Raw genomic sequence first — 25,632 nt, 5'->3', positions numbered from 1 at the left:
TGCGGATGTCCCGCAAGACACAGGAGCCGCAGCGTGAGCTTGGTGATCAAGGGCGCCCGCCCGTACGGGGAGGGCGAACCGGTCGACGTCCTGATCCAGGACGGCGTGATCACGGCCATCGGTGCCGTCGAGGTCCCCGAAGACGCCGAGGTGGTCGAAGCCGGGGGCCAGGTGCTGCTGCCCGGGTTCGTCGACCTGCACACCCACCTGCGCGAGCCCGGTCGCGAGGACACCGAGACCATCGAAACCGGCTCGGCCGCGGCGGCGCTGGGCGGCTACACGGCCGTGTTCGCCATGGCCAACACCGACCCGGTGGCCGACAACGCGCTCGTGACCGACCACGTGTGGCGCCGCGGGCAGGAGGCCGGCCTGGTCGACGTGCACCCGGTCGGCGCCGTCACGGTGGGGCTCAAGGGCGAGAAGCTCGCCGAGCTCGGCACGATGGCCAAGGGCACCGCCGCCGTGCGCGTGTTCTCCGACGACGGCGTGTGCGTGGCCGACCCGCTGCTGATGCGCCGCGCGCTGGAGTACTCGACCGCGCTCGACGCCGTGATCGCGCAGCACGCCGAGGAGCCGCGGCTCACGGTCGGCGCGCAGGCCAACGAGGGCGAGAACTCCGCCCGCCTGGGTTACCCGGGCTGGCCGGCTTCGGCCGAGGAGTCGATCGTCGCGCGCGACTGCCTGCTCGCGTTGCACGCCAAAGCGCGCCTGCACGTCTGCCACGTGTCCACCTCGGGCACGGTCGACGTCCTGCGCTGGGCGAAGGACCGGGGCACCAAGGTGTCGGCCGAGGTCACGCCGCACCACCTGCTGCTCACCGACGAACGCCTGGCCACCTACGACCCGGTGAACAAGGTGAACCCGCCCCTGCGCACCGGCGGCGACGTCGAGAAGCTGCGCGCCGCGCTGGCCGAGGGCGTGATCGACTGCGTTGCCACCGACCACGCGCCCCACGCCGTGCAGGACAAGGACACCGAGTGGAGCGCCGCGCGCCCGGGCATGCTGGGCCTGCAGACCGCGCTCTCGGTCGTCGTCCGTGCGATGGTGGAGCCGGGCCTGCTCGACTGGCGCGGCGTCGCCCGCGTGATGAGCGAGCGGCCCGCCGCGATCGGCAACCTGCCCGACCACGGCCGCCCGCTCGAGGTCGGCGAGCCGGCGAACCTGACCCTCGTCGACCCCGGTGCGGAGTGGACGGTGCGCGGGGCTGAGCTCGCGAGCATCTCCGCGAACACCCCGTACGAGGGAATGCGGCTGCCCGCCGTGGTGACGGCCACCGTGCTGCGCGGGCGGATCACCGCGCGCGAAGGGAAGATCTGCTGATGGAACGGTTCCTCCTCGTGCTGGGGATCGTCGTCTTCTTCCTCCTGTGCCTGTGGGGCATGTGGGTGGGCTGGCGGCGCAAGTCGCGCTCGCAGAGCGCGCAGGTGCCGCCGTTCCCGGGAATTCCCGGGGATCCCGGTGAGATCGTGCTGGAGTCGGCCGGGCTCTACGTCAGCACCACCACCGCCGGCAACTGGCAGGACCGGGTCGTCACGCGGGGCGCGGGACTGCGCACCGGTGCGGTCTGGCGCCTGCACCCGGGCGGCATCGCGGTGGAACGCGGCGGCGCGCCTGACTTCTGGATCCCGCGCGAGGCGGTCACCGGGATCCGCCGCGACTCGAAGATCGCCGGGAAGGTGATGGGCACCGACGCGCTGCTCGTCATCACCTGGCGCCTGGGAGACGCCGATCTCGACACCGGTTTCCGCGGCGACGACCTCGACGACTATCCACAGTGGATCGAACAGCTTTCCCCCGACAACTCGGATCACGACATCAAGGGAGGTGCCCAGTGAGCACCGCGAACGGCACTCGCGTCCCCGCCGCCCTGGTTCTGGAGGACGGCCGGGTCTTCCGCGGCGCGGCCTACGGCGCGCGCGGGCGGACGCTCGGCGAGGCGGTGTTCTGCACCGGCATGACCGGCTACCAGGAGACCCTGACCGACCCGTCCTACCACCGGCAGATCGTGGTGCAGACGGCGCCGCAGATCGGCAACACCGGCTGGAACGACGAGGACGACGAGTCGGCCCGCATCTGGGTCTCGGGCTACGTGGTGCGCGACCCGGCCCGCACGCCGTCCAACTGGCGCAGCAAGCGCGGCCTCGACGAGGAGCTGGCCCGCCAGGGCATCGTCGGCATCTCCGAGGTCGACACGCGCACGCTCACCCGCCACCTGCGCGAGCAGGGCGCGATGCGCGCGGGCGTGTTCTCCGGCGACGCGCTGGGCAGCGACGAGCAGATGGTGGCCGAGGTCCTGGCGAGCCCGCAGATGAAGGGCGCCGACCTCGCGGGCGAGGTCTCCACGGACAAGCCCTACGTCGTCGAGGCACGAGGCGAACGGCGCTTCCGCGTCGCCGCGCTCGACCTGGGCATCAAGTCCAACACCCCGCGCCTGATGACGCAGCGCGGCATCGAGGTCCACGTGCTGCCCGCCGCGACCACGGTCGAGGAGCTGCTCGCGGTCGAGGCCGACGGCGTCTTCCTCTCCAACGGCCCGGGCGACCCCGCGACCACCACGCACGCCACCGCGCTCACGAAGGCCGTGCTGGAGCACGAGATCCCGCTGTTCGGCATCTGCTTCGGCAACCAGATTCTCGGCCGCGCGCTGGGGCTGGGCACGTACAAGATGCGCTACGGCCACCGCGGCATCAACATCCCGGTGATCGACGTGGCCACCGGCCGTGTCGCGATCACGGCGCAGAACCACGGCTTCGCGCTCGAAGGCGAGCCCGGCCAGCGGTTCGAGTCGCCCTACGGCGCCGCGCAGATCAGCCACTACTGCCCCAACGACGACACCGTCGAGGGCGTGCGCGCCTTCGACGTACCGGCGTTCTCGGTGCAGTACCACCCCGAAGCCGCGGCCGGACCGCACGACGCGGCGCCCCTGTTCGACGAGTTCGTTGAGTTGATGGAGAAGAAGGCCTGATGCCGAAGAGGACGGACATCCAGCACGTGCTGGTGATCGGCTCCGGGCCGATCGTGATCGGGCAGGCCGCCGAGTTCGACTACTCGGGCACGCAGGCCTGCCGGGTGCTGCGGGCCGAGGGCCTGCGCGTGAGCCTGGTGAACTCGAACCCGGCCACCATCATGACCGACCCCGAGTTCGCCGACGCCACCTACATCGAGCCGGTCACGCCGGACTTCGTGGAGAAGGTCATCGCGCAGGAACGGCCCGACGCCATCCTCGCGACGCTGGGCGGCCAGACGGCGCTCAACTGCGCGGTCGCGCTGCACGAGCGCGGCGTGCTCGAGAAGTACGGTGTGGAGCTGATCGGCGCCGACATCGACGCCATCCAGCGCGGTGAGGACCGGCAGAAGTTCAAGGACATCGTGCGCACGATCGGCGCCGAGGTCCCGCGCAGCCGCGTCTGCAACACGATGGAGGACGTGCGCGCCACCGTCGCCGAGCTCGGCCTGCCGGTCGTGATCCGGCCGTCGTTCACCATGGGCGGCCTCGGTTCCGGCCTGGCCTACACGCCCGAGGAGCTGGAGCGCCTGGCGTCCACCGGCCTGAGCGAGTCGCCGGTCACCGAGGTGCTCATCGAGGAGAGCGTGCTCGGCTGGAAGGAGTACGAGCTCGAACTGATGCGCGACAAGAGCGACAACGTCGTGGTCGTCTGCTCGATCGAGAACGTCGACGCGATGGGCGTCCACACGGGCGACTCCGTCACCGTCGCGCCCACGATGACGCTCACCGACCGCGAGTACCAGGTGATGCGCGACGTCGGCATCGCCGTGCTGCGCGAGGTCGGCGTGGACACCGGCGGCTGCAACATCCAGTTCGCGATCAACCCGGACGACGGGCGCATGGTCGTGATCGAGATGAACCCGCGGGTGTCCCGCTCGTCGGCGCTCGCGTCGAAGGCCACCGGCTTCCCGATCGCCAAGATCGCCGCGAAGCTCGCCATCGGCTACACGCTCGACGAGATTCAGAACGACATCACCGGCGAGACCCCGGCGGCCTTCGAGCCGACGCTCGACTACGTCGTGGTGAAGATCCCGCGCTTCGCCTTCGAGAAGTTCCCCGGCGCGGACCCGACGCTCACGACCACCATGAAGAGCGTCGGCGAGGCGATGTCCTTCGGCCGGAGCTTCCCCGAGGCGCTCGGCAAGGCCATGCGGTCGATCGAGACCAAGGCCACCGGCTTCTGGACGCTTCCGGACCCCGAGGGCGTGACGATGGAGTCCACTTTGGACTCGCTGCGCGTGCCGCACGAGGGCCGGCTGTACGAGGTGGAGCGGGCGCTGCGCCTGGGCGCCACCGTCGAGCAGGTGCACGAGGCCAGCGGCATCGACCCGTGGTTCGTGGACCAGATCGCGCTGATCGGCGAGGTCGGGTCCGAGGTGCGCGACGCGCCGGTGCTCGACGGCGAGCTGCTGCGCCGCGCCAAGCGCACGGGCCTGTCCGACCGCCAGATCGCCGCGCTGCGCCCCGAACTGGCGGGGGAGGACGGCGTGCGCTCGCTGCGCCACCGCCTCGGCGTGCGGCCGGTGTTCAAGACCGTGGACACGTGCGCGGCCGAGTTCAAGGCGGACACGCCGTACCACTACTCGGCCTACGAGACCGACCCCGCGGCGCAGTCGGAGGTCGTGGCGCAGGGTGACAAGCCGAAGGTGCTCATCCTCGGCTCCGGTCCGAACCGGATCGGGCAGGGCATCGAGTTCGACTACTCCTGCGTGCACGCCGCGATCGCGCTGCGCGAGGCCGGGTTCGAGGCCGTCATGGTCAACTGCAATCCCGAGACCGTCTCCACCGACTACGACACCTCCGACCGCCTGTACTTCGAGCCGCTGTCCTTCGAGGACGTGCTCGAGGTCGTGCACGCGGAGCAGCAGTCGGGCACCGTCGCGGGCGTGATCGTGCAGCTCGGCGGCCAGACCCCGCTGGGGCTCGCGAAGCGCCTGGCCGACGCCGGCGTGCCGGTGGTCGGCACGCCGCCCGAGGCCATCAACCTGGCCGAGGACCGCGGCGCGTTCGGCGAGGTGCTCGGCGACGCCGGGCTGCCGGCGCCGAAGTACGGCACGGCGACTTCGTTCGAGGGCGCCAAGCGGATCGCCGACGAGATCGGCTACCCGGTGCTCGTGCGGCCGTCCTACGTGCTCGGCGGGCGCGGTATGGAGATCGTCTACGACGAGGAGACCCTCGCCGGCTACATCCGCCGCGCCACCGAGGTCACGCCCGAGCACCCGGTGCTCGTGGACCGCTTCCTCGACGACGCGATCGAGATCGACGTCGATGCCCTGTTCGACGGCGAGGAGCTCTACCTCGGCGGCGTGATGGAGCACATCGAGGAGGCCGGCATCCACTCCGGTGACTCCTCGTGCGCGCTGCCGCCGATCACGCTCGGTGCCACCGACCTCGAAGAGGTGCGCCGCTCCACGGAGGCGATCGCCCGCGGCGTGGGTGTGCGCGGCCTGCTGAACGTGCAGTACGCGCTCAAGGACGATGTGCTGTACGTGCTGGAGGCGAACCCGCGCGCCTCGCGCACGGTGCCGTTCGTCTCGAAGGCCACCGCGGTGCCGCTCGCGAAGGCGGCGGCGCTGGTGATGACCGGCTCGACGATCAAGGACCTGCGCGCCTCGGGTGTGCTGCCCGCGGAGGGCGACGGCGGCCGGATGCCGGCCGACTCGCCGGTGGCGGTCAAGGAGGCCGTGCTGCCGTTCCACCGGTTCCGCACGCCGGAGGGCCACGGCGTGGATTCCTTGCTGGGCCCGGAGATGAAGTCCACGGGCGAGGTGATGGGTGTGGACGTGTCCTTCGGGAAGGCGTTCGCGAAGTCCCAGAGCGGGGCGTACGGCTCGCTGCCGACGTCCGGGCGCGTGTTCGTCTCGGTGGCCAACCGCGACAAGCGCTCGATGGTCTTCCCGGTGAAGCGGCTGGCGGACCTCGGGTTCGAGATCCTGGCGACGTCCGGCACCGCCGAAGTGTTGCGGCGCAACGGAGTCGACTGCACGGTGGTGCGCAAGCACTACGAGGGCAGCACCGAAGCCGAGCCCAACATCGTGGACGTGATCCTCGCCGGCGGCGTCGAGATGGTCATCAACACGCCGTACGGGAACAGCGGCCCGCGCATCGACGGCTACGAGATCCGCACCGCGGCGGTTTCGCGCGACATCCCGTGCATCACCACCGTGCAGGGCGCGGCGGCGGCCGTGCACGGCATCGAAGCGCTCATCCGGGGTGACATCGGGGTGCGCAGCCTCCAGAGCCTCCAGGCGGCCCTGAAGGCCACGACGTGAGCGGGCAGCGGTTCGGGGCCCGGCTGGCGAAGGCGGTCGCGGAACGCGGGCCGCTGTGCGCCGGCATCGACCCGCATCCGGGCCTGATCGAGTCCTGGGGCCTGTCCCTGGACGTGAGTGGTCTGGAACGGTTCGCGCTGGGCGCCACGGAGGTCCTGGCGGCCGCGACGGCGATCGTGAAGCCGCAGTCGGCGTTTTTCGAGGCGTTCGGCCCGCCCGGCGTGGCGGTGCTCGAACGCGTCGTGGACGCGGCCCACGACGCCGGTGCGCTCGTGCTGCTCGACGTCAAACGCGGCGACATCGGCTCCACAATGGCGGCCTACACGGCCGCCTACGTGGCCGAGGGGGCAGCGTTCAAGGCCGACGCGGCCACGGTTTCGCCGTATCTCGGGTTCGGCGCGCTCGATCCCGCCGTGGCGGCCGCCACGGCGGCGGGTACCGGCCTGTTCGTGCTCGCGCGCACGTCGAACCCGGAGGCCCACGCGCTGCAGAGCGCGCGGCTGGCGGACGGCCGCACGGTGGCCCAGAGCATCGTCGACGCGGCCGCGGACCACAACGCCGGTGCCGAGCCCCTCGGCGACGTCGGCGTGGTCGTAGGAGCCACGATCAGCCCCGGTGAGCTGGACCTTTCCCGGCTCGCCGGGCCCGTGCTCGCGCCCGGGTTCGGCGCCCAGGGGGCAACTGTGGCGGACTTAAGGGCAGTCTTCGGGCCCGATCTGCCGGGGGTGCTGCCGGCGTCTTCGCGCGACCTGCTGCGCCACGGTCCGGACCCCGAGGCCATGCGCCGCGAGGTCGTCCGGGTCACGGCGCTGCTGGGCCGCACAGCCGAAAAAGACCAATAGCAGGCCCCGGAATCGGCCTCCACCAGCCACCCCCGCATTGTGGCGCCTGCTCAAGGGTGGGTACCGTCGCGTCACCCACCCAGATTTGAGAACTACCGGAGGAAAACGTGGCACTTCCCCAGCTGACAGAGGAACAGCGTGCTGCGGCGCTGGAGAAGGCCGCCGCCGCCCGCCGCATCCGTGCTGAGCTGAAGGAGCGGCTGAAGCGGGGCGGTACCACTCTGGTCGACGTGCTGAAGCAGGCCGAGGAGAACGAAGTCCTCGGCAAGATGAAGGTTTCGGCCCTGCTCGAGGCTCTCCCCGGCGTCGGCAAGGTTCGTGCCCAGCAGACCATGGAACGACTGGAGATCGCGCCCAGCCGCAGGCTCCGCGGACTCGGCGACCGGCAGCGCAAGGCGCTGCTGGCCGAGTTCAGCGGAGAGTGAGCGGCGTCGGTCAGGACTACCCGGTGATCCGGGGCACCGACCGCGACGGTGAGCCGGTGGCGGGGGATACCTCCCGGCACCGGCTCACCGTCGTCTCGGGGCCTTCCGGGGTCGGGAAGTCGAGCGTGGTGGGGGAGCTGCGCAGGCTCGAACCGGACATCTACTTCAGCGTCTCGGTCACGACGCGGAAGCCGAGGCCCGGAGAGGTCGACGGGAGCCACTACCACTTCGTGGAGCGGGCCGAGTTCGACCGGATGGTCGCCGACGGGCTGCTGCTGGAGTGGGCGGAGTTCGCGGGCAACTGCTACGGCACGCCGCGCGAGCCCGTGGAGCGGGCACTGGCGGCCGGCCGGCCCGCCGTGCTGGAGATCGAATTGCAGGGCGCGCGGCAGGTCCGGGCGGCCATGCCGGAGGCCCGGCTCGTGATGCTGATGCCGCCGTCGTGGGACGAGCTGGTCGGCAGGCTCACCGGGCGTGGCACGGAATCCGAGGCCGCGGTGCAGGCCCGCCTCGCCGAGGCGGAACGCGAACTGGCGGCCGCGGGCGAGTTCGACGTCCGGCTCGTGAACGCCGACGTAAGGGCCGCCGCGGCGCGGTTGCTAGACTTGATTACCGGTGGCGATTCCTCTGCCGCCGATATCCTGGACGATACGGAGTAGCACGAGTGGCTGTTCAACAGGCGATGCTGGAAGAGCTCGAGGGCATCACCAACCCGCCGATCGACGACCTGCTCGAAAAGGTCTCCTCGAAGTACGCGCTGGTGATCTACTCGGCCAAGCGCGCGCGTCAGATCAACGACTACTACGCCCAGCTGGGCGAGGGTCTGCTGGAGTACGTCGGCCCCCTCGTGGAGCCGGGCCCCCGCGAGAAGCCGCTGTCGATCGCGCTGCGCGAGATCCACGGTGGCCTGCTCGAGCACACCGAGGGTGAGTGACACCAAGCCCAGGATCGTCCTGGGCGTGGGCGGCGGCATCGCCGCCTACAAGGCCTGTGAGGTCCTGCGAGGCCTCACCGAGTCCGGGCACGACGTTCGCGTGGTGCCCACCGAGGCCGCGCTGAACTTCATCGGCGCGGCCACCTTCGAGGCCCTCTCGGGACACCCGGTGCACACCGGGGTGTTCACGGAGGTGCCCGAGGTGCAGCACGTTCGCGTCGGCAAGGAAGCCGACCTCGTGCTGATCGTCCCGGCGACCGCCAACCTGCTGGCCAAGGCCGCGCACGGCATCGCCGACGACCTCCTCACCACGACCCTGCTCACCGCCCGGTGCCCGGTCGCCTTCTTCCCGGCGATGCACACGGAGATGTGGGAGCACCGGGCCACGCAGGACAACGTGGCGCTGCTGCGGTCGCGCGGCATGGTCGTGACCGAGCCCGCCGCCGGGCGCCTCACGGGCGTCGACACCGGCAAGGGCCGGCTGGCCGACCCGGCCGAGATCGTGGACCTGGCCCGCCTGTTGCTCGACGAGCCCCGCGCGTTGCCGCGCGACCTCGAGGGCCTGCGCGTGGTCGTCTCCGCGGGCGGCACGCGCGAGCCGCTGGACCCGGTCCGCTACCTGGGCAACCGTTCGTCGGGCAAGCAGGGTTTCGCACTCGCGCGCGTGGCCGCGCAGCGTGGTGCCGACGTGACGTTGATCGCCGCCCACACCGTCGAGCTGCCCCAGCCCGCCGGTGCGCGCGTGGAGCGCGTGTCGAGCGCGGAGGAGCTGCGCAAGGCCGTGCACGCGGCCGCCGCGGACGCCGACGTGGTCGTGATGGCCGCCGCCGTCGCCGACTTCCGGCCGGCCACGCGGGCCGACTACAAGATCAAGAAGTCCGACGGCTCGCCCGACCCCGTGATCACCCTCGACCGCAATGCCGACATCCTCGCCGAGCTGGTCCAGGGCCGTCGCGAGGGCCAGACGGTGGTCGGGTTCGCCGCCGAGACGGGCGACGAGCACGGCAGCGTGCTCGACCACGCGCGCACGAAGCTGCGGCGCAAGGGCGCCGACCTGCTGGTGGTCAACGCGGTGGGCGACGGCAAGGCGTTCGGTACGGAGGACAACTCCGGCTGGCTGCTGGCCGCGGACGGCACCGAGCAGGCGATCCCGCTCGGCGCGAAGGCGCGGCTCGCGGCCACTGTGTGGGACGCTGTAACAAGCTTGCGCGAACGTCGACTCCAGCACTAGGCCTTCTGGGTAATGTAGGGCCGTGTAAGGGGTACCTAAGTTCGCGGGTACCGAGCCGAAACCGAGGGAAGTGACGAGGTCGTGACTGCGTCCACCAAAAGGCTGTTCACGTCGGAATCGGTGACCGAGGGCCATCCCGACAAGATCTGTGACGCCATCAGCGACTCGATCCTCGACGGCCTGCTCACCAAGGACCCGCGCAGCCGGGTCGCCGTCGAGACCATGATCACCACGGGCCAGGTGCACGTGGCCGGCGAGGTGACCACCGAGGCCTACGCCGACATCCCGACCATCGTGCGGGACGTGATCCTGCGGATCGGCTACGACTCGTCGGCCAAGGGTTTCGACGGCAACTCGTGCGGCGTGAACGTGGCGATCGGCTCCCAGTCGCCGGACATCGCGCAGGGCGTCGACACCGCGTATGAGTCGCGCGTCGAGTCCGACGAGGACGAGATCAACCGCCAGGGCGCCGGCGACCAGGGCCTGATGTTCGGTTACGCGTGCTCGGACACGCCCGAGCTGATGCCGCTGCCGATCGCGCTGGCCCACCGACTGTCGCGCCGGCTGACCGCGGTCCGCAAGGACGGCGTGCTGCCGTACCTGCGCCCGGACGGCAAGACCCAGGTCACCATCGAGTACGCGGGTGAGCAGCCCGTGCGTCTCGACACGGTGGTCGTGTCCACGCAGCACGCCGACGGCATCGACCTGGAGCAGATGCTGGGCGTCGACGTGAAGCAGCACGTGGTGGAGCCGGAGCTGGCCGAGCTGGGTCTCGACACAGCCGGCACCCGCCTGCTGGTCAACCCGACCGGCCGCTTCGTGATCGGCGGCCCGATGGGCGACGCCGGCCTGACCGGCCGCAAGATCATCGTCGACACCTACGGCGGCATGGCCCGCCACGGCGGTGGCGCCTTCTCGGGCAAGGACCCGTCCAAGGTCGACCGCTCCGCGGCGTACGCGATGCGCTGGGTGGCGAAGAACGTGGTCGCCGCCGGGCTGGCCGGGCGCGTCGAGGTGCAGGTGGCCTACGCGATCGGCAAGGCCGCGCCGGTGGGCCTGTTCGTGGAGACGTTCGGCACCGAGACGGTGGACCCGACGAAGATCCAGGACGCGATCAGCGAGGTCTTCGACCTCCGTCCGGCCGCGATCATCCGCGACCTCGACCTGCTGCGCCCGATCTACGCGCCGACCGCCGCGTACGGCCACTTCGGCCGCACGGATCTCGACCTGCCGTGGGAGAGCACCGCGCGGGCCGACGCGCTGCGTTCGCTGGCGGGCGCCTGAGTTTTCCGGTAGTTCTGGCTGCCGGCGAAGGGCTCCTGGGGGAATCGGATTCCCCCAAGGAGCCCTTCACTGCTTTGCGACGGCGGCACGCTCGAACCACCTGTCCACCGCACCCCGACGCGGCATGGGGTGCGGTGGGCGCACCGAAAGCGGCATTGGGGCGTTCTGGCGGCGGGACCGTCGGTGGGGTCTGGTAGAGATCTCGGGGTGAGCAGCTCCGAACCCGCCCCGCTGTGGGACCTCCCGGAGCCTTCGCGCTCCGCCTCGGAGCCGAAGGCCTCCTCACCGCGCGCCGGAAAGCCGGCGGCCGTGGCCAGGAAGGCAGGCAAGGCGGCCGCGAAGAAGGCTCCGTCGCGCAAAGGGGCGCAGCAGCCGGCGCCCGAGCTGCCCGTGGCCAAGATCGTGGTGGACATCCCGCTGGCGCACCTGGACCGGACGTTCGACTACCAGGTGCCCGACAAGCTGCACGAGGCCGCGGTGCCGGGTTGCCGCGTGCGCGTGCGGTTCGCGGGACAGCTCGTCGACGGCTACCTCGTGGAGCGCACGGACACCACGGAGTACGAGCGGAAGCTGGCGTACCTGGAGCGCGTCACGTCGAGTGAGCCGGTGCTGCCGCCTTCGCTGCACGCCGTGTGCCGGTCGGTGGCCGACCGCTACGGCGGCACCCTGTCCGACGTGCTGCGGCTGGCTTTGCCGCCGCGGCACGCCAAAGCCGAGGCCGAGCCCGCTTCCGAACCGGCGCCGTCGCCGGACGTGCCGGACGTGTCGGCGTGGTCGCGGTACCAGTGGGGTCCGGCGTTCCTGGACGCCGTGGCCGACGGCAAGCCGGCCAACGCGGTGTGGCAGGCCCTGCCGGGCGAGGACTGGCCGCGCCGGCTCGCGGAGGCCGCGGCGGTGGCGGCGTCGTGCGGCCGGGGCGCGGTGCTCGTCGTGCCGGACCACCGGGACCTCACGCGGGTGCACGAGGCGTGCGCGGCGCTGATGGGCGAGGACGCCGTGGTGGCGCTGATCGCCGGGCTCGGGCCCGCGGAGCGGTACCGGCGCTGGCTCGCCGTGCTGCGTGGCGGTGTCCGGGTCGTGGTGGGCACGCGCGCGGCGATGTTCGCGCCGGTGGCCGACCCGGGCCTGTTCGTCGTGTGGGACGACGGCGACGACCTGCACCTCGACCCGCACGCGCCTTACCCGCACGTGCGCGACGTGCTCATGGACCGCGCGCACGCCACGAAGTCGTCGCTGCTGGTCGGCGGTTTCGCGCGCACGGCGGAGGCGCAGCTGCTCGTGGAGTCGGGCTGGGCGCAGGCCGTGCTGGCCGACCGCGCTGACCTGCGCGCGGCCGCCCCGCGTGTGACGCCGGTGGGGGAAGACTTCGACGTCGCCCGCGACGAAGCCGCGCGCGTTGCCCGCCTGCCCGCGGTGGCCTTCGAGGCGGCGCGCCAGGCGTTCGCAGCCGGGCTCCCGGCGCTGGTCCAGGTGCCCCGGCGCGGCTACGTCCCGGGCCTGGCCTGTGGCAACTGCCGCACACCCGCGCACTGCCGCCGTTGCGCCGGTCCGCTGGCGCTGCCCGGCGGCTCGGTGGACGGCGCGCCGAAGCCGCCCGCGTGCCGCTGGTGCGGCGTGCCGGAGACCGCGTTCCGTTGCCAGGCTTGCGGTTCCGTGCGGCTGCGCGCGGTGATCGTGGGCGCGAAGCGCACGGCGGAGGAACTGGGCCGGGCCTTCCCGGGCGTCCCTGTGCGTACATCCGGCGCGGCCGAGGTGCTGGCGACGGTGCCGGGACGCCCTGCGCTGGTGGTCTGCACCCCCGGCGCCGAACCCGTCGCCGAGGGCGGCTACGGCGCCGCCCTGCTCCTCGACGGCTGGGCCCTGCTCGGCCGCCAGGACCTGCGCGCAGCCGAGGAAACCTTGCGTCGCTGGATGGCCGCGGGCGCCTTGGTGCGCCCGGCCGCTTCGGGTGGCCGGATCGTGGTGGGCGCCGAGGCCGGCCTGTCCGTGGTCCAGGCCCTGGTCCGCTGGGACCCGGCCTGGCACGCCGGCTTGGAGCTCGGCCAGCGCCGCGAACTGGGCTTCCCGCCCGCCATGCGCATGGCCAGCGTCGAAGGCACGCCCGACGCCGTCGCCTCCGTCCTCGACGACCTGCCCCTGCCCGACACCGGCGAAGTCCTCGGCCCCGTCCCCCTGGGCGACTTCGACGCCGACGGCAACGCCTCCCGCGAACGCGCTCTGGTCCGTGTGGCGCGGCCGGAGGGCAAAACGCTGGCCGCTCTGCTCCACGACGCCGCGGCCCGCCGCGACGCCCGCAAGGCGGCCGAGCCGGTGCGGATTCAGCTGGATCCGCTGGAGCTGATCTAGCCGACGGCTTGAGCGGGGACTTGCCCCGCTCTGTGGCTGCGCGGTCCGGCGAGCGTGGCTTCCCCAGGGGCAGCTCGGGCCGCGTTGTGCTGTCAAACGGCGGCGCGCCGGGGTGCCCGCAAGGCAGCGGAGCCGGGTGGGGATTCGGCTGTGCTTGAGTTGCTGGGCGGGCGGCCTTGCCTTGCTCTGTGGCCTGCGCGGTCTGGCGGGCGTGGCTTCCCCAGGCAGCTCGGGCTGCCTTGCTCCACGAAACAGCGGCCCGGCGAAGTGCTCGAAGGAGCGCTGAGCCGGCGCGGATTCGGCTGGATCCGCCGGCACCGTCCGGGCCGGCTTGGGTGGTGCAGTCCTCTCCCACACCCCACCCCCGGGCGAGGGGCACCGGACGACGGTCGAAAGGTCGGGTTCGTGAACGTTGTCCGGACCACTGCCCGGCCGGCCCGTTTCGTTTCGGCCTTGATCGGGCATGTGGAAGGCGGTCGGGGGAGGGCCCGGCGGGATGAAGCACGCCCGCGGCGCTGCTCCGTGGGCGCGCCGGGACTGCTCCTTTCGCTGGCTGCGCGCTTTCGCCGGGTCCCCCTACGCTGGAGGCGCGATGTTCAGGACCGATCCGCGCGACGCCGACGGCTGCCCGTCCGGCGAAGGGGAACCCGCGGCCGAGGCGATGATCCGGGCCGCCGAACCGACCGACGTCAAGGCGCTGAGCGTCGCGCTCGGCGCGGAAGAGTACTTCGCCGACCGGCTCGGGCGGCAGGCCGAGGGGCTGGGCGTCCTGTTCACCGCGTGGTGGGCGGATCGGCCGGTCGGGGCCCTGTACCTGTGGCTCGAGGACGCCGAGGAGCCGCCTATCCGCAGCCGGCTGCCGGGCGTCCCGCTGCTGACGCACGTGGAAGTTCTGCCGGCCGCGCGCAACCGCGGCGTCGGCCGGGCGCTGGTCCGCGCGGCCGAGGGCCTGCTGGCGAGCCTCGGGCACCGGCGCGCCGCGTTGGCCGTGCGCACGGACAACGCGGACGCGGCCCGGCTGTACGACCGCCTGGACTACCAGGACTGGGGGCACGGCACGGTCGTCTGCTACGCCGAGCACTTCCTCCCGGACGGCCGCACCGTGTCCGAAGCCGAGCTGTGCCACGTGCTGGTGAAGACCCTCTGAGTCAGCTCCGCAGCACGAGGTCGGCGATGCCGAGGGTCTGGAACGCGGCATCCACGTCGCCGGTCACGTGCTGGTCGTGCAGGCCGGCCACGTGGGCGCACCACGTCACCCGGTCTTCCTGCCACGCTCGCAAGAAATCCGCGCACAGCTCCGGCGTGATCATTTCCTCGTTGCGGCGCAACGCGGTGCGCAGCGCTTCGGTCATGTTGTCGCGCCTGACGAAATCCAGCCCGGCCGCTTCGGAAACCTGGAGCAGCGCCGTGCGGATGAAGTTCCGGCGGACCTCGAGGAACCTCTTCCAGTAGCCCTCCGTCGCGGCTTCGAGGCCGAGACCCTGGTCGAGTAGGCCGTAGACGCCCTCGGCGAGCGTGTCGCCCAGTTCCTCGGACTCGGCCCGGACCTGGTTGTACGGGTCGTACTCCGCCTGGTGCGCGCTCCCCGTGAGCGCGGTCGGCCGCAGCCTTCTGTCGCCCAGCAGGAAGAACCAGTCCTCGTTGTAGAGGTCCGGGAAGAACGAGTCGAAACACCGCTCGCCCACGACCAGCGCACCGCCGCCGACGAACGTGTCCTGCCGCCCGCCCGACTCGCGGTAGGCGTGGCACACCACGGAGTTGTCCGGCATGCCGGTGTTCGTCAGGCCGACGGCCGCGTGGTCGCCCAGCAGACCCGAGGCCTCGCGCAGGTCGGCGGGCCGGGGCAGTGTGATGTCGTCGTCGAGGAACAGCACGCGCTGCCAGCCTGCGAGGCCGGCGACGAGCAGGCCCAGGTTGCGTTTGAGGCTGGTGTCGGCGCCGCGGAGCAGCCTGTGCTCCCGCAACAGCTGAGACGCGGCGAAGTCGGGCAGGACACCCGGGGGGAGCCCGTCGGTGTCGATCGCGAAGGCCTGCACCCTGGCTTGCTTCGCCGCCAGCACGACCCGGTCGGCGCTCGCCTTCTGGCTGCAGAGCAGCAGCACCGGCGCGTCGAGCTCCCGGGCGATGGTCCAGGTGTGATCCAGCGCGTGCTCGTCGCGGCCGTTGGGCACGACGATCGCGTCCAGCTCGGCCCGGGGAGTCCTCCCGGTACAGACCTCGGCCAGCAGGCGCCGGTGGGTGGAGTGCTGCGCCGGCGCTCCGACGGCAGTGATCATCTCAGCTCGTTTCTGGCCATTCGTGCAGCCGGTGCTCCGCCAGCGTCCAGTCGGGGGTGAGCCCCTGGTTGTTGAAGATGGGCACGCGGCTGATGATGCTGAAGGAGTCCGCGTGGGCGAATCGCGCTTCCAGGTGGGCCTGGTTGCGATCGCGGAAACGCGGGTCGGTCAGCGCTCGCACGGCTCCGAGGGTTCCCCGGCCGTACATCCCGTTGCACACGGTGACGGTGCGTTTGCGGTTGAGCGGGTTGACTCCGTGGTAGAAGAGCGCGACGTCGGCGACGAGGGTGTCGTCGTCTGACGTCTGGGCTTTGAAGGTTTCGGTCGTGCCGTCCGTGCGGGTCACCTCGAAGCTGCCCGGCACGTCCTGGCCGGGGCCGCCCCGGCCGATCTGCCGCACCGGCGCGTCGATCAAGTTGAGCAGCTCGCGGGTCTGCGGGTTGAAGTCGACGCCGCCGAGCAGCACGAGGTGCGCCGTGTAGTCCTTAGGGCGCAGGGGGACCCGGGGGTTCGCGGTGCGGAAGGAGACGTTGCTGGTGGGATTGCAGGCCCGGATGTGGCCGTACAGCTCGATCAGCGCGTCCGGATCGGCGTAGCTGAAGAGCCGGGAGTAGTCGGGACTGGCAGGATCCGCGTAGCCGATCCGCATTTCTTCGGGCAACTGCGCGTCGACGATCACGACGTCTTCGTTCGGCGGGAACCGCCAGACGTTGCCCGGCGCGAAATCGGCCGAGCCCGTGGCCTCGTGGGAGCCGCCGCGCAGCGCGGTCAGCTCGGCGAGCAGGTCCTCGCGTCCGCGCTGCTCCTGCTCGGTGAGCTGCTCGGCCGCCAGCAGGCGGAACGACTGCCCCTCGATCGACCGGCGGGTGGCGAAGAACGTGGCGTACGCGTCGAGCCGGAGCATGGGCGGCGACACCGGGTTGCTGGTGTTCTCCCATGACGAGAGCAGCGTGTTGCTCACCCCGAACACGTCGGCGAGCTGGCGTTGGGTGATCTGCACCCCGGACCAGGTCTCCTTCCGCAGCGCGCGGAGGCGTCCGGCGAGGGCGGGGCTCGGCTGGGACACGACTTCAGACCTTTCAGTGAAGTCCACTGGAATGCGAGTGACGGAGATTGTACACGGAGAGTACTGACTCGGCTTGAGGGGCTCGCCGGGACGGTTCCGGCGAGTGAGTAAGGGTTGTTCAGTCCGCGGATCGGCGAACTCTTAGGGAGAACTTAAGTCTAAGGCCCTGTTCAGGTTCAATCACAGCCTCTATAGTTCGATCTATGGAAGTCTACTGGATTTCAGGAACCACCTGAACAGGGGGTCGGCCATGGACACCAGTGTTTTGCACGTGCCACTGCATCGAGCGATCGTGGTGGTCGACATCGAGGGGTCGACCACCCGCACCAACCCCGCTCGGGCCCGGCTGCGCGCGATTCTGTTCGACCTGCTCGACGAGGCGTTCCGCGCCGGGGGGATCGCGGAGGGGTTCCGGGACCCCTTCGTGGACCGCGGCGATGGCGCGTTGTGCCTGGTCCGGCCGGTCGACGAGGCGCCGAAGACGGTCCTGCTCGCCGAGGTGGTGCCCGCCCTGGCGGAGCTGCTCGCGCGGCACAACGACGACAGACCCGACGAGGCCTTCCGGCTCCGGGTCGCGATCCACGCCGGCGAGGTGCACTACGACCTCCACGGCCCTTACGGCGAGGACGTCGACCTCGCCTGCCGGCTGCTCGACGCCGTCGACCTGCGGCGCCGGCTGCGCACTGCCGACGGGCCGCTCGCGCTGGCCGTCTCCGAGGCCATCCACTGGTCGGTGGTCCGCCACGACTACGACGGCATCGACCGCACCGCGTTCACCGACGCGTTCCACGTGCGGGTGGGCGGCAGACGGATGCGGGGTTGGCTCCGCACCGCCGACTGGGCCGGGGCCGGCAGCCCCAGGACGGGGCTCACCGCCTGACGAGCCGGGAGGTGACCCCGTGGAGACGACCGGATTCTGGCCGGCGCTGGGCGAGGCTGACCGCGGCAAGGTGGCGGAGCTGGCGGTCCGCCGCACTTACCGCCGGGGCGACGTGGTGTGCCGCGAAGGCGACCGGGCCGCGGTGGTGGTGCTCCTGCTCTCCGGCCATGTCCGGATCACCAACGCGACTTCCGACGGCCGCGAGGTCGTGATCGCCGTGCGCGGCGCGGGCGACGTGGTCGGGGAGCTCGGCGCGATCGACGGCGGCCCGCGCTCGGCGACCGTGGCGGCGCTGGACGACCTCGACGCGCTCGTCCTGCCCGCCGCCCGCTTCGCCGCGCTGTGCCGGCGCGAAGCGGCGATCTCCTGGGCGTTGCTGCTGGTCCTGGCCGACCGCATGCGCGACATCGGCCGGCAGCGGCTCGATGTCGGCGGCGGCACGATCACCCGGCGCGTCGCGGCGCAGCTGATGCAGCTGGCCGTGCAGCACGGGGTGCGCCGGGGCGACGACATCGTCATCGCGATCCCCGGCACCCAGGCCGAACTCGCGACCACCGCGGCGGTTTCGCGCGAATCGTGGGCCCGGGTGACGCGGGAACTGCGCCGGCTCGGCGTGCTCAGCACCGCGCGCGGGCAGGTCGTGATCCACCGGTTCGCGGAACTGGGCCGGCTCGCTCGCTGAACTTTGCCCGAACGTGTCTGCAGACACAGATTTCCCTGCGCCACAGGGGAATCCTGGTAGCACACACTCACGACGGAGGCAGCCATGGACCCGTTTCTTCCCGCCCCGCAACCGATTCGCTGGCGCCGCGGGGTCTACGCGGCGGCGCTGGTGATCCCGTTCACCGTGATGCAGCTGTGGGCGCTGCTGGTGCTCCTGAGTCTCGCCGACTTCAGCGGCCTTGTCGTACAAGCGGTTCTGGTGCTCGTGCTCGGCTCGGCGGTCTCGCTCGCCGTCGGCTGGCGGTGGGCCTGGCGCCTGGGTTCCGAACGCCGGCGCGCCCTCGAAACCCGCCGCGAGTTCGAGGCCTGGCGTGATGCCGCGCACGAAATCCCGCCGGCCGAACGGATCGGCGCCGGGCGAGGCCGTCGATGAGCGCGCTGGCGGCCGCCGCCGGCGAGAGCGGCCCCGACACGTCGACGGTCGTGCTGGTGATCGCCCTCGTGCTGTTCGTCGTCGCGGTGCGGATCGTGCGGCGGATCGTCGGCTTCGTCGTGAAGACCGCCGCGGCGGCCGCCGCGCTCGCGGGCGTCGTCATGGCGGTCGGCGGCCTCGGCGGACTGACGACCCTGGCCGTCATCGCCCTCCGGTAGGCCGCCCTCGTTCCCTTGCCACACCACGATTCCCGGGCGGCCGGGAACCCGGTCCCGCACACGGCGGGGACCGGGTTTTCTCTTTTCGGCAAAGGAATCCACCTGACGACCTCGCCTTCGCGCAATGCGTTGGCCGGTGACAATCGCTCAACCGGCCAGCTGCTTCTTCACCTCCGCCGCCACCCGGCCACCCTCCGCGCGCCCCGCGACCTTCGGCTGCACGGCCTTCATCACGGCGCCCATCCCCGCCATCCCGGACGCGCCGGTCGACGCCACCGCGTCCGTGACCAGTGCCGTCAGTTCCTCGTCCGACAGCTGCGCAGGCAGGTAGCCCGTGAGGATCTCCGCCTCGGCGCGCTCCTTGTCGGCCGATTCGGCCCGGCCGGCGCCTGCGAAGGCCTCGGCGGCGTCGCGGCGCTTTTTCACCTCGCGGGTGATGATCTTCTGCACCTCGTCGTCGGAGAGCTCGCGGTGGGTGTCGCCCGCGGTTTCCTCGTAGCCGATGGCCGAGAGAGTGAGCCGCAGGGTTGCGGAGCGGAGCTGGTCGCGCGCCTTGATGGCGGTGGTGAGGTCGTCGTGGAGGGTCTGCTTGAGCGTGGTCATCCCCCGATCCTGGCACCACCGCCGCGGCGACGCGCGGGTCTTCTAGACTCGACCGTGATGTCCAACCAGTACGAATCGCTTCCGGAGGTGCGGTGATGAGGCTCGTTTTCGCCGGTACCCCCGAACCCGCGGTGCCCTCGCTGCGCGCTCTGCTCGAATCCGGCCGCCACGAGGTCGTCGCGGTGGTGACGCGCCCCGACGCCCAGGCCGGGCGCGGCCGCCACGTCGTGCGCTCGCCCGTCGGGGCGCTCGCCGACGAGCACGGCATCGAGGTGCTCACGCCCGCGCGCGCCGGGGACCCCGCGTTCCTCGCGCGCCTCACGGAGCTGGCGCCCGACGCGTGCCCCGTCGTCGCATACGGGGCGCTGCTGCCGCAGTCCGCGCTCGACATCCCGGTCCACGGCTGGGTGAACCTGCACTTCTCGCTGCTGCCCGCGTGGCGCGGCGCCGCGCCGGTGCAGTCGGCGATCCGCGCGGGTGACGAGATCACCGGCGCCAGCACGTTCCGCATCGTCAAGGAGCTCGACGCCGGTCCCGTCTTCGGCGTCGTCACCGAGAAGATCGGCCCGGCGGACACCTCGGGCACGCTGCTGGGCCGGCTCGCCGAGTCGGGCGCGCACCTGCTGCTGTCCACCATGGACGGCATCGAGGACGGCACGCTGCGGGCCGTCGAGCAGTCCGCCGACGCCATGACCTACGCGCCGAAGGTGACGGTCGAAGACGCTCGCGTATCGTTCGCGGACCCGGCCGCGGCCGTCGACCGGCAGATCCGCGCGGTGACGCCGGAGCCGGGCGCGTGGGCGGAGTTCCGCGGCGAGCGCTTCAAGCTGGGGCCCGTCACGGTGGTCGACGAACCGGGCCCGCCGCCGGGCGAGCTCGTGGTCGAGCGCAAGCGCGTGCTCGTGGGCACGGCGACGAAACCGGTGCGGCTGGGCGAGGTCCAGGCATCGGGCAAGAAACGGATGGCGGCCACCGACTGGGCGCGCGGTACACGGATCGAAGAGGGAGAGCGCCTGCGGTGAACGAGCGTGGGGAACGGCGGCCGTCGAGGCCGCAGCGGGGCCGGCCGGCTCCGCGCAAAGAGGGACCGCGCCGTCCGCCGGAGGTCGATCCGGCTCGCCAGGTCGCGTTCGACGTGCTGCGCGCGGTGCGCGAGAAGGACGCGTACGCGAACCTCGTGCTGCCGCAGCTGCTTCGTGAACGTCGCATCTCCGGCCGCGACGCGGCGCTGGCCACGGAGCTCACATACGGCGCTTCGCGCGCCCAGGGCCTGCTCGACGCCGTGATCGGCGCCTGCGCCGAGCGGCCGATCGAGAAGACGGACCCGGTGGTGCTCGACGCGCTGCGCCTCGGCGTCTACCAGCTGCTGCGCACGCGCATCCCGGAGCACGCGGCCGTCGGGTCCACTGTGGACCTCGTGCGCGCCGAAGCCGGTTCGTGGGCAACTGGCTTCGCCAACGCGATCCTGCGCTCGGTGTCCGCAAAGGACGAACAGGCCTGGCTCGACGAGCTGGCGCCCGACGAGTCGGCCGACCCGATCGGCTCGTACGCGCTGCGCACGGCGCACCCGCGCTGGGTCGCGCGCTCGTTCGCGGAAGCGCTGGGCGACAAGGGCGCGGAGCTGAAGGCGGCGCTCGAAGCCGACGACGCCCGCCCCGAGGTGCACCTGGTCGCGCGCCCCGGCGAGATCAGCGCCGACGAGCTGGCCGCGATCACGGGCGGCGACGTCGCCCCGTACTCGCCCTACGGCGTGCGCCTACCCGCCGGCGCCGGTGACCCGGCCGACGTCGAGCCGGTGCGCGAACGCCTCGCCGCAGTGCAGGACGAGGGCAGCCAGCTGTGCGCGATCGCCGCCACGAAGGTGCCGCTCGAAGGCTCCGACGAACGCTGGCTCGACCTGTGCGCCGGCCCCGGCGGCAAGGCCGCGCTGCTCAGCGCGCTCGCGGCGATCACCGGCGCGACCGTGGACGCCGTCGAGAAGGCCCCGCACCGCGCGAAGCTCGTGGAGAACGCGACGCGCGGCCTGCCGGTCAAGGTGCACGTCGCCGACGGCCGCGAGTCCGGCCTCGAACCGGGCTACGACCGCGTGCTCGTCGACGCGCCGTGCAGCGGCCTCGGCGCCCTGCGGCGGCGGCCGGAAGCCCGCTGGCGCCGCAAGCCCAGCGACGTCTCCGACCTCACCAAGCTGCAGGGCGAGCTGCTCACGGCCGCGCTGGACCTGGTCCGGCCGGGCGGTGTGGTCACCTACGTCGTGTGTTCGCCGCACCTCGCCGAGACCGAGGGCGTCGTCGGCGAGATCGCCCGCCGCACCAAGTCGGAAGTCCTCGACGCACGCGAGTTCTTCCCGGGCGTGCCGCAGCTCGGCGACGGCCCGTACGTGCAGCTGTGGCCCCACCGCCACGGCACCGACGCGATGTTCTGCGCCACCCTGCGCAAACCGTGAGAGACCTCGGCCTGGTCGCGAGCTCGTGCGGTGGGCTGGACACCCGGTTCACCGCCGAGCTGGCCCGCCCCGCCGCCACGCGCGGCTGGCGGCTCGCGGTCACGCTGACGCCCGTCGCCCACCGCTGGCTGGAGGCGACGGGCGGGCTGACCGAGCTGGCCGCCACCACCGACCTGCCGGTCCGCAGCGTCTCGCGCCTGCCCGGCGAGCCGCGCCCCCACCCGGACCCGTCGGTGTTCCTCTTCGCCCCCGCGTCGGCCAACTCCCTGGCCAAACTCGCCCTGGGTATCGCCGACAACCAGGCGCTGACCCTGCTCGGCGACGTCCTCGGGGCGCCCGGGATCACGATCGTGGTGGCGTACCAGATCCAGGACACGCGGGTGCACCACCCGGCCTGGCAGCGTCACCTGGACACGCTGAAGTCGGCGGGTGTCCGCCTCCACCGCCTCGACCCCCGGCGGCCCTGGTCGGAAGTCCTCGACCTGCTGCCCGGCGCATGAGAAACGGGTGTGCCCCCGGAAACCGGGGACACACCCGTCAGCAGAACGTCAGCCCAGGTGCAGCGCGCGCTTCAGCGTCGAGAACACGTCCGTCTGGTTGGTGAGCCCGACGATGTTCGCGGCCTGCGGCCCGTAGCCCGCGATGCGGACCTGGGTGCCGGTGTGCGACTGCGAGCCGCCCGTCTCGGCGGTGCCGTAGGCGATCGTCATGTTCGCGCCCTCGTTGGTGACCAGCGTCGCGGTCAGGCCCGGGGTGGCGGTGGGCTCCACGATCTGGCTGCTGTGGCCGTGGTCGGCCGTCACGAGCACGAGCGTGTCGCGGTGGCTGCGGGCGTACGCCAGGCCCGCGGCGATCGCGGAGTCGAAGTCGACCGTCTCGCCGATCTGGCCACACGGGTCGGCCGCGTGGTCCTGCTTGTCGATGCTGGCGCCTTCGACCTGCAGGAAGAAGCCCTTGTCGCTGTGGCGGTCGTCGAGCAACTCGATCGCCTTGCGGGTCTGGTCGGCGAGCTTCGGCTGGGTCTTCGGCAGCGCCGCGTTCGGCGTGCAACGGGACGGCTTCGTGCCGCCGTGGACCGCGGCCGGGCCGGTCCAGTTCACCGACATGTTGTTCTGCGCGAACAGGCCGAGAACCGGCTTGCCCTTCTTCACCTTCGCCAGATCAGCCGCGGTGTTGACGACGTTGTAGCCGGCCGCCTTCGCCTGGTCCAGCACGGTCTTGCCCTTGAACTTGCCGGCCGTCACCTTCTGGTCGAAGAAGGCCGCGCCGCCACCCAGCAGGACGTCGGGGCGGGTCTGCACCAGCTGCTCGGAGATCGAGCCGGCGCCACCGTTCTCCTTGGCGTTCTGCGCGCACTTGGCGGTCGTCTCGACCGGGCCCTTGCAGTCGCGGCTGACCACGTGGGAGCCGAGCACGGCCGGGGTCGCGTCCTGGACCTCAGCGGTGGTGACGTCACCGGTGCGCAGGCCACCGCGCTTGGCCAGCTCCAGAATCGTCGGCACGGGGTTGCCGTACGCGTCGACCGAGATCGCGCCGTTGTAGGTCTTGGTGCCGGTGGCCCAGCCGGTGCCGGACGCGGCCGAGTCGGTCACGTAGTTCGGCTTGGCGGGGTTGTTCTGCTCCACGGCGTACGTGGTGTAGTCGCCGGTCAGCGGCAGCTCGTCCATCGCGAGCCGCCCGGCCGCGCCGCGCTCGTAGTTGCGCGCCGCTGTGATCTCCGACTGGCCCATGCCGTCGCCGATGAACAGGATCACGTTGCGCGCGGTGCCGCCCTGGATCGCGTTGCGGACGTCTTGCGTGCGGTCACCCGCGGAGGCCGTGCGCGACGTCGCGGTGTCCGAAGTCGCCAGGGCGACCGGGGCCGCGGCGATCAGCGCGGCGCCGAGCGCGCCCGCGGTCAGCCACTTGCGGCGGCCGGCGAAGAGCGTTCTCATGCAGTTTCTCCTCGGATGGTGATTAATCCGGAAACTCCGGCACGGGCTATTAGTCCGTGTGCATGTGTTCCGCGTGCATCATCCGGATGATCAATGGATGTCCGAAAAGAGAACACCGGGCCGCCGCAGCCGGTTCACGACGGTTAACAGGCCCGACCTAGACTCGGGGCGTGGCCGATCGACCCCTCATCGCACCCAGCATCCTGTCCGCGGACTTCGCCCGGCTCGGCGAGGAGATCGCGGCGATCGCGCACCCGGGGGAGACCCGCGCCGACTGGGTCCATGTGGACGTGATGGACGCGCACTTCGTGCCCAACCTGACGCTCGGGCTGCCCGTGGTCGAGGCGCTGCTGAAGTCCACCGACGTGCCGATCGACTGCCACCTGATGATCGACGACCCGGATCGCTGGGCGATCGGTTACGCCGAGGCCGGCGCCTACAACGTCACGGTCCACGTGGAAGCCGCGAACGACCCGGTGAAGCTCGCGAAGGACCTGCGTGCGGCGGGGGCGAAGGCCGGCCTGTCGGTGAAGCCCGGCACCCCGATCGAGCCCTACCTCGAGACCCTCAAGCACTACGACACGCTGCTCGTGATGTCCGTCGAGCCCGGGTTCGGCGGCCAGTCGTTCATCCCCGATGTGCTGGAGAAGGTGCGCACCGCGCGCCGCCTCGTCGACACCGGCCACCTCAAGCTCGTGGTCGAGATCGACGGCGGGATCAACGCCGAGACCATCGAGCAGGCCGCCGAAGCCGGCGTCGACTGCTTCGTCGCCGGGTCCGCTGTCTACGGAGCGGACAACCCGGGCCTGGCGGTCGCGGCGCTGCGTGAACAGGCCGCGCGCCACCGCGCGAACTGACCCCGCGCCCGGGGAAGCTTCGGGGTGCGGGCGGGTGTTGGATGGAGGGATCACCGGGTTCGGACGGTGACGGCGGCGAGGAGGCAGCAGCAGTGTTCACCGGGATTGTCGAGGAAATCGGCGAAGTCACCGCGGTCGAGCAGGGCACGAACATGGCGCGGCTCACGGTGCGTGGCCCCCTGGTCACGTCCGACGCGAACCACGGCGACTCCATCGCCGTCAGCGGTGTGTGCCTGACGGTCGTGGACGTCTCGGAGGGTGGGTTCACCGTCGATGTGGTGAACGAGACACTCGCCCGCTCCAGCCTCGCCAAGGTGGCCGTGGGCGACGCCGTGAACCTCGAGCGCGCCACCCCCGCGGGCGGCCGGCTCGGCGGGCACATCATGCAGGGCCACGTCGACGGCACGGGCGTCTTCCTGTCCCGCGACGACACGGGCGTGACCACGTTCGCCCTGCCCACGGGCCTGGCGAAGTACGTCGTCGAGAAGGGCTCGATCGCCGTCGACGGTGTGTCGCTGACTGTGGCTTCGATCACCGACGAGCAGTTCTCCGTGGCGCTGATCCCCACCACGCTCGAGGCCACGACGCTGGGCCGTCGCGAGGCGGGCGACCTCGTGAACCTCGAAGTGGACGTCGTCGCGAAGTACGTCGAGAAGCTCGCGATCCCACATCTGGCCGCGAGCGCGCACAATGTCTGACGTTCGGTCCGACGGTACGAAGGAGCAGCCGTGAGCGAGACGAAGGCGGCCGAGCCGCGGACGGGCTGGACGCCCTGCGGTGCCGGCACGGTGTTCGACGCGGACGCCATCGAGGCGGCGGTCGCGGACATCGCGGCGGGTCGTGCGGTGGTGGTGGTCGATGATGAGGATCGTGAGAACGAGGGCGATCTGATTTTCGCGGCGGAGAAGGCGACGCCGG

Annotated in this window: 26 protein-coding genes; 22 read left to right on the top strand and 4 right to left on the bottom strand. The window is 71.7% G+C overall.

Features of this window, described 5'->3' with window-relative positions:
* The first annotated feature begins 33 nt into the window (after window positions 1–33).
* The 12 genes from AB0383_RS44105 to AB0383_RS44050 all read left to right on the top strand — a co-directional run bounded on the left by AB0383_RS44105 (window position 34) and on the right by AB0383_RS44050 (window position 14,488).
* Window positions 34–1,320 (top strand): dihydroorotase, encoded by a 1,287-nt coding sequence (locus tag AB0383_RS44105; RefSeq protein ID WP_364189292.1) that lies wholly within the window; start codon window positions 34–36, stop codon window positions 1,318–1,320.
* Window positions 1,320–1,835: a transporter gene (locus AB0383_RS44100; RefSeq protein WP_364189294.1), complete on the top strand. Its 516-nt coding sequence runs from the start codon at window positions 1,320–1,322 to the stop codon at window positions 1,833–1,835. The genes AB0383_RS44105 and AB0383_RS44100 overlap by 1 nt, the downstream gene beginning before the upstream one ends.
* Window positions 1,832–2,965: a glutamine-hydrolyzing carbamoyl-phosphate synthase small subunit gene (gene carA / locus AB0383_RS44095; RefSeq protein WP_364189297.1), complete on the top strand. Its 1,134-nt coding sequence runs from the start codon at window positions 1,832–1,834 to the stop codon at window positions 2,963–2,965. Before AB0383_RS44100 ends, carA begins: the two co-directional genes overlap by 4 nt.
* Window positions 2,965–6,279, top strand: a complete 3,315-nt coding sequence (gene carB / locus AB0383_RS44090) for a carbamoyl-phosphate synthase large subunit (protein ID WP_364189300.1) — start codon at window positions 2,965–2,967, stop codon at window positions 6,277–6,279. The genes carA and carB overlap by 1 nt, the downstream gene beginning before the upstream one ends.
* Window positions 6,276–7,121 carry an orotidine-5'-phosphate decarboxylase gene (pyrF, locus tag AB0383_RS44085; RefSeq protein WP_364189303.1) on the top strand — a complete coding sequence of 282 codons (846 nt, stop codon included), beginning with the start codon at window positions 6,276–6,278 and terminating at the stop codon, window positions 7,119–7,121. The genes carB and pyrF overlap by 4 nt, the downstream gene beginning before the upstream one ends.
* Before the next feature lie 107 nt (window positions 7,122–7,228).
* Window positions 7,229–7,546, top strand: a complete 318-nt coding sequence (mihF, locus tag AB0383_RS44080; protein ID WP_003096398.1) for an integration host factor, actinobacterial type — start codon at window positions 7,229–7,231, stop codon at window positions 7,544–7,546.
* Window positions 7,543–8,205 (top strand): guanylate kinase, encoded by a 663-nt coding sequence (gene gmk, locus AB0383_RS44075; protein WP_366190376.1) that lies wholly within the window; start codon window positions 7,543–7,545, stop codon window positions 8,203–8,205. Before mihF ends, gmk begins: the two co-directional genes overlap by 4 nt.
* 23 nt (window positions 8,206–8,228) lie before the next feature.
* On the top strand, window positions 8,229–8,480 hold the full coding sequence (gene rpoZ / locus AB0383_RS44070; protein WP_220247522.1) for a DNA-directed RNA polymerase subunit omega: 252 nt from the start codon (window positions 8,229–8,231) through the stop codon (window positions 8,478–8,480).
* A complete protein-coding gene (gene coaBC, locus AB0383_RS44065; RefSeq protein WP_366190375.1) occupies window positions 8,473–9,711 on the top strand; it encodes a bifunctional phosphopantothenoylcysteine decarboxylase/phosphopantothenate--cysteine ligase CoaBC in 1,239 nt (412 codons plus the stop codon). Before rpoZ ends, coaBC begins: the two co-directional genes overlap by 8 nt.
* A gap of 81 nt (window positions 9,712–9,792) precedes the next feature.
* The gene (gene metK / locus AB0383_RS44060; protein WP_364189311.1) at window positions 9,793–10,995 is read left to right on the top strand and encodes a methionine adenosyltransferase; all 1,203 of its coding nucleotides are present in this window, start codon (window positions 9,793–9,795) and stop codon (window positions 10,993–10,995) included.
* 207 nt (window positions 10,996–11,202) lie between these two features.
* On the top strand, window positions 11,203–13,341 hold the full coding sequence (locus AB0383_RS44055; RefSeq protein WP_366190374.1) for a primosomal protein N': 2,139 nt from the start codon (window positions 11,203–11,205) through the stop codon (window positions 13,339–13,341).
* Window positions 13,342–13,933: 592 nt separating this feature from the next.
* Complete coding sequence (locus AB0383_RS44050; RefSeq protein WP_364189317.1) at window positions 13,934–14,488, top strand: GNAT family N-acetyltransferase; 555 nt, start codon at window positions 13,934–13,936, stop codon at window positions 14,486–14,488.
* Window position 14,489: 1 nt separating this feature from the next.
* On the opposite strand, the gene AB0383_RS44045 is transcribed toward AB0383_RS44050, so the two are convergent.
* Together AB0383_RS44045 and AB0383_RS44040 are read right to left on the bottom strand one after the other, a co-directional pair.
* Window positions 14,490–15,617, bottom strand: a complete 1,128-nt coding sequence (locus tag AB0383_RS44045) for a hypothetical protein (protein ID WP_366190373.1) — start codon at window positions 15,615–15,617, stop codon at window positions 14,490–14,492.
* 1 nt (window position 15,618) lies between these two features.
* Window positions 15,619–16,683, bottom strand: a complete 1,065-nt coding sequence (locus tag AB0383_RS44040; RefSeq protein ID WP_366190372.1) for a helix-turn-helix transcriptional regulator — start codon at window positions 16,681–16,683, stop codon at window positions 15,619–15,621.
* A gap of 250 nt (window positions 16,684–16,933) precedes the next feature.
* Between AB0383_RS44040 and AB0383_RS44035 the strand changes: the two genes are divergently transcribed.
* From AB0383_RS44035 to AB0383_RS44020, 4 genes are all read left to right on the top strand, one after another.
* Window positions 16,934–17,563, top strand: coding sequence for a hypothetical protein (locus AB0383_RS44035; protein ID WP_366190371.1), 630 nt, complete (start codon window positions 16,934–16,936; stop codon window positions 17,561–17,563).
* 19 nt (window positions 17,564–17,582) lie between these two features.
* On the top strand, window positions 17,583–18,245 hold the full coding sequence (locus AB0383_RS44030; RefSeq protein ID WP_366190370.1) for a Crp/Fnr family transcriptional regulator: 663 nt from the start codon (window positions 17,583–17,585) through the stop codon (window positions 18,243–18,245).
* 84 nt (window positions 18,246–18,329) lie between these two features.
* Window positions 18,330–18,659 (top strand): hypothetical protein, encoded by a 330-nt coding sequence (locus AB0383_RS44025; RefSeq protein ID WP_364189332.1) that lies wholly within the window; start codon window positions 18,330–18,332, stop codon window positions 18,657–18,659.
* The gene (locus tag AB0383_RS44020) at window positions 18,656–18,877 is read left to right on the top strand and encodes a hypothetical protein (protein ID WP_364189335.1); all 222 of its coding nucleotides are present in this window, start codon (window positions 18,656–18,658) and stop codon (window positions 18,875–18,877) included. Before AB0383_RS44025 ends, AB0383_RS44020 begins: the two co-directional genes overlap by 4 nt.
* 147 nt (window positions 18,878–19,024) lie before the next feature.
* Here AB0383_RS44020 and AB0383_RS44015 read toward each other — a convergent pair whose 3' ends face one another.
* Window positions 19,025–19,480 carry a GatB/YqeY domain-containing protein gene (locus AB0383_RS44015; protein ID WP_366190369.1) on the bottom strand — a complete coding sequence of 152 codons (456 nt, stop codon included), beginning with the start codon at window positions 19,478–19,480 and terminating at the stop codon, window positions 19,025–19,027.
* A 95-nt stretch (window positions 19,481–19,575) separates the two neighbouring features.
* Here AB0383_RS44015 and fmt point away from each other — a divergent pair, with 95 nt between their 5' ends.
* The 3 genes from fmt to AB0383_RS44000 are packed head-to-tail and all read left to right on the top strand — an operon-like array spanning window position 19,576 to window position 22,423.
* Window positions 19,576–20,502 carry a methionyl-tRNA formyltransferase gene (gene fmt, locus AB0383_RS44010; RefSeq protein WP_364189341.1) on the top strand — a complete coding sequence of 309 codons (927 nt, stop codon included), beginning with the start codon at window positions 19,576–19,578 and terminating at the stop codon, window positions 20,500–20,502.
* Complete coding sequence (locus AB0383_RS44005) at window positions 20,499–21,923, top strand: transcription antitermination factor NusB (RefSeq protein ID WP_366190368.1); 1,425 nt, start codon at window positions 20,499–20,501, stop codon at window positions 21,921–21,923. Before fmt ends, AB0383_RS44005 begins: the two co-directional genes overlap by 4 nt.
* Complete coding sequence (locus tag AB0383_RS44000) at window positions 21,920–22,423, top strand: flavoprotein (protein ID WP_220238481.1); 504 nt, start codon at window positions 21,920–21,922, stop codon at window positions 22,421–22,423. The genes AB0383_RS44005 and AB0383_RS44000 overlap by 4 nt, the downstream gene beginning before the upstream one ends.
* A gap of 48 nt (window positions 22,424–22,471) precedes the next feature.
* On the opposite strand, the gene phoA is transcribed toward AB0383_RS44000, so the two are convergent.
* Complete coding sequence (phoA, locus tag AB0383_RS43995) at window positions 22,472–23,857, bottom strand: alkaline phosphatase (RefSeq protein ID WP_366190367.1); 1,386 nt, start codon at window positions 23,855–23,857, stop codon at window positions 22,472–22,474.
* Window positions 23,858–24,027: 170 nt separating this feature from the next.
* Between phoA and rpe the strand changes: the two genes are divergently transcribed.
* From rpe to AB0383_RS43980, 3 genes are all read left to right on the top strand, one after another.
* Window positions 24,028–24,714, top strand: a complete 687-nt coding sequence (gene rpe, locus AB0383_RS43990) for a ribulose-phosphate 3-epimerase (RefSeq protein WP_220238483.1) — start codon at window positions 24,028–24,030, stop codon at window positions 24,712–24,714.
* 92 nt (window positions 24,715–24,806) lie between these two features.
* Entirely contained in the window at window positions 24,807–25,412 is a 606-nt protein-coding gene (locus tag AB0383_RS43985) for a riboflavin synthase (RefSeq protein ID WP_364189353.1), read from the top strand.
* A 30-nt stretch (window positions 25,413–25,442) separates the two neighbouring features.
* A partial coding sequence (locus AB0383_RS43980; protein WP_364189350.1) for a 3,4-dihydroxy-2-butanone-4-phosphate synthase occupies window positions 25,443–25,632 on the top strand: 190 nt, incomplete at its 3' end.

This window comes from Amycolatopsis sp. NPDC051373, assembly GCF_040689465.1.
Classification (GTDB): domain Bacteria; phylum Actinomycetota; class Actinomycetes; order Mycobacteriales; family Pseudonocardiaceae; genus Amycolatopsis.
The sequence above is the reverse complement of the archived record's forward strand: the minus strand, read 5'-3'. Positions and strand labels throughout refer to the sequence as shown.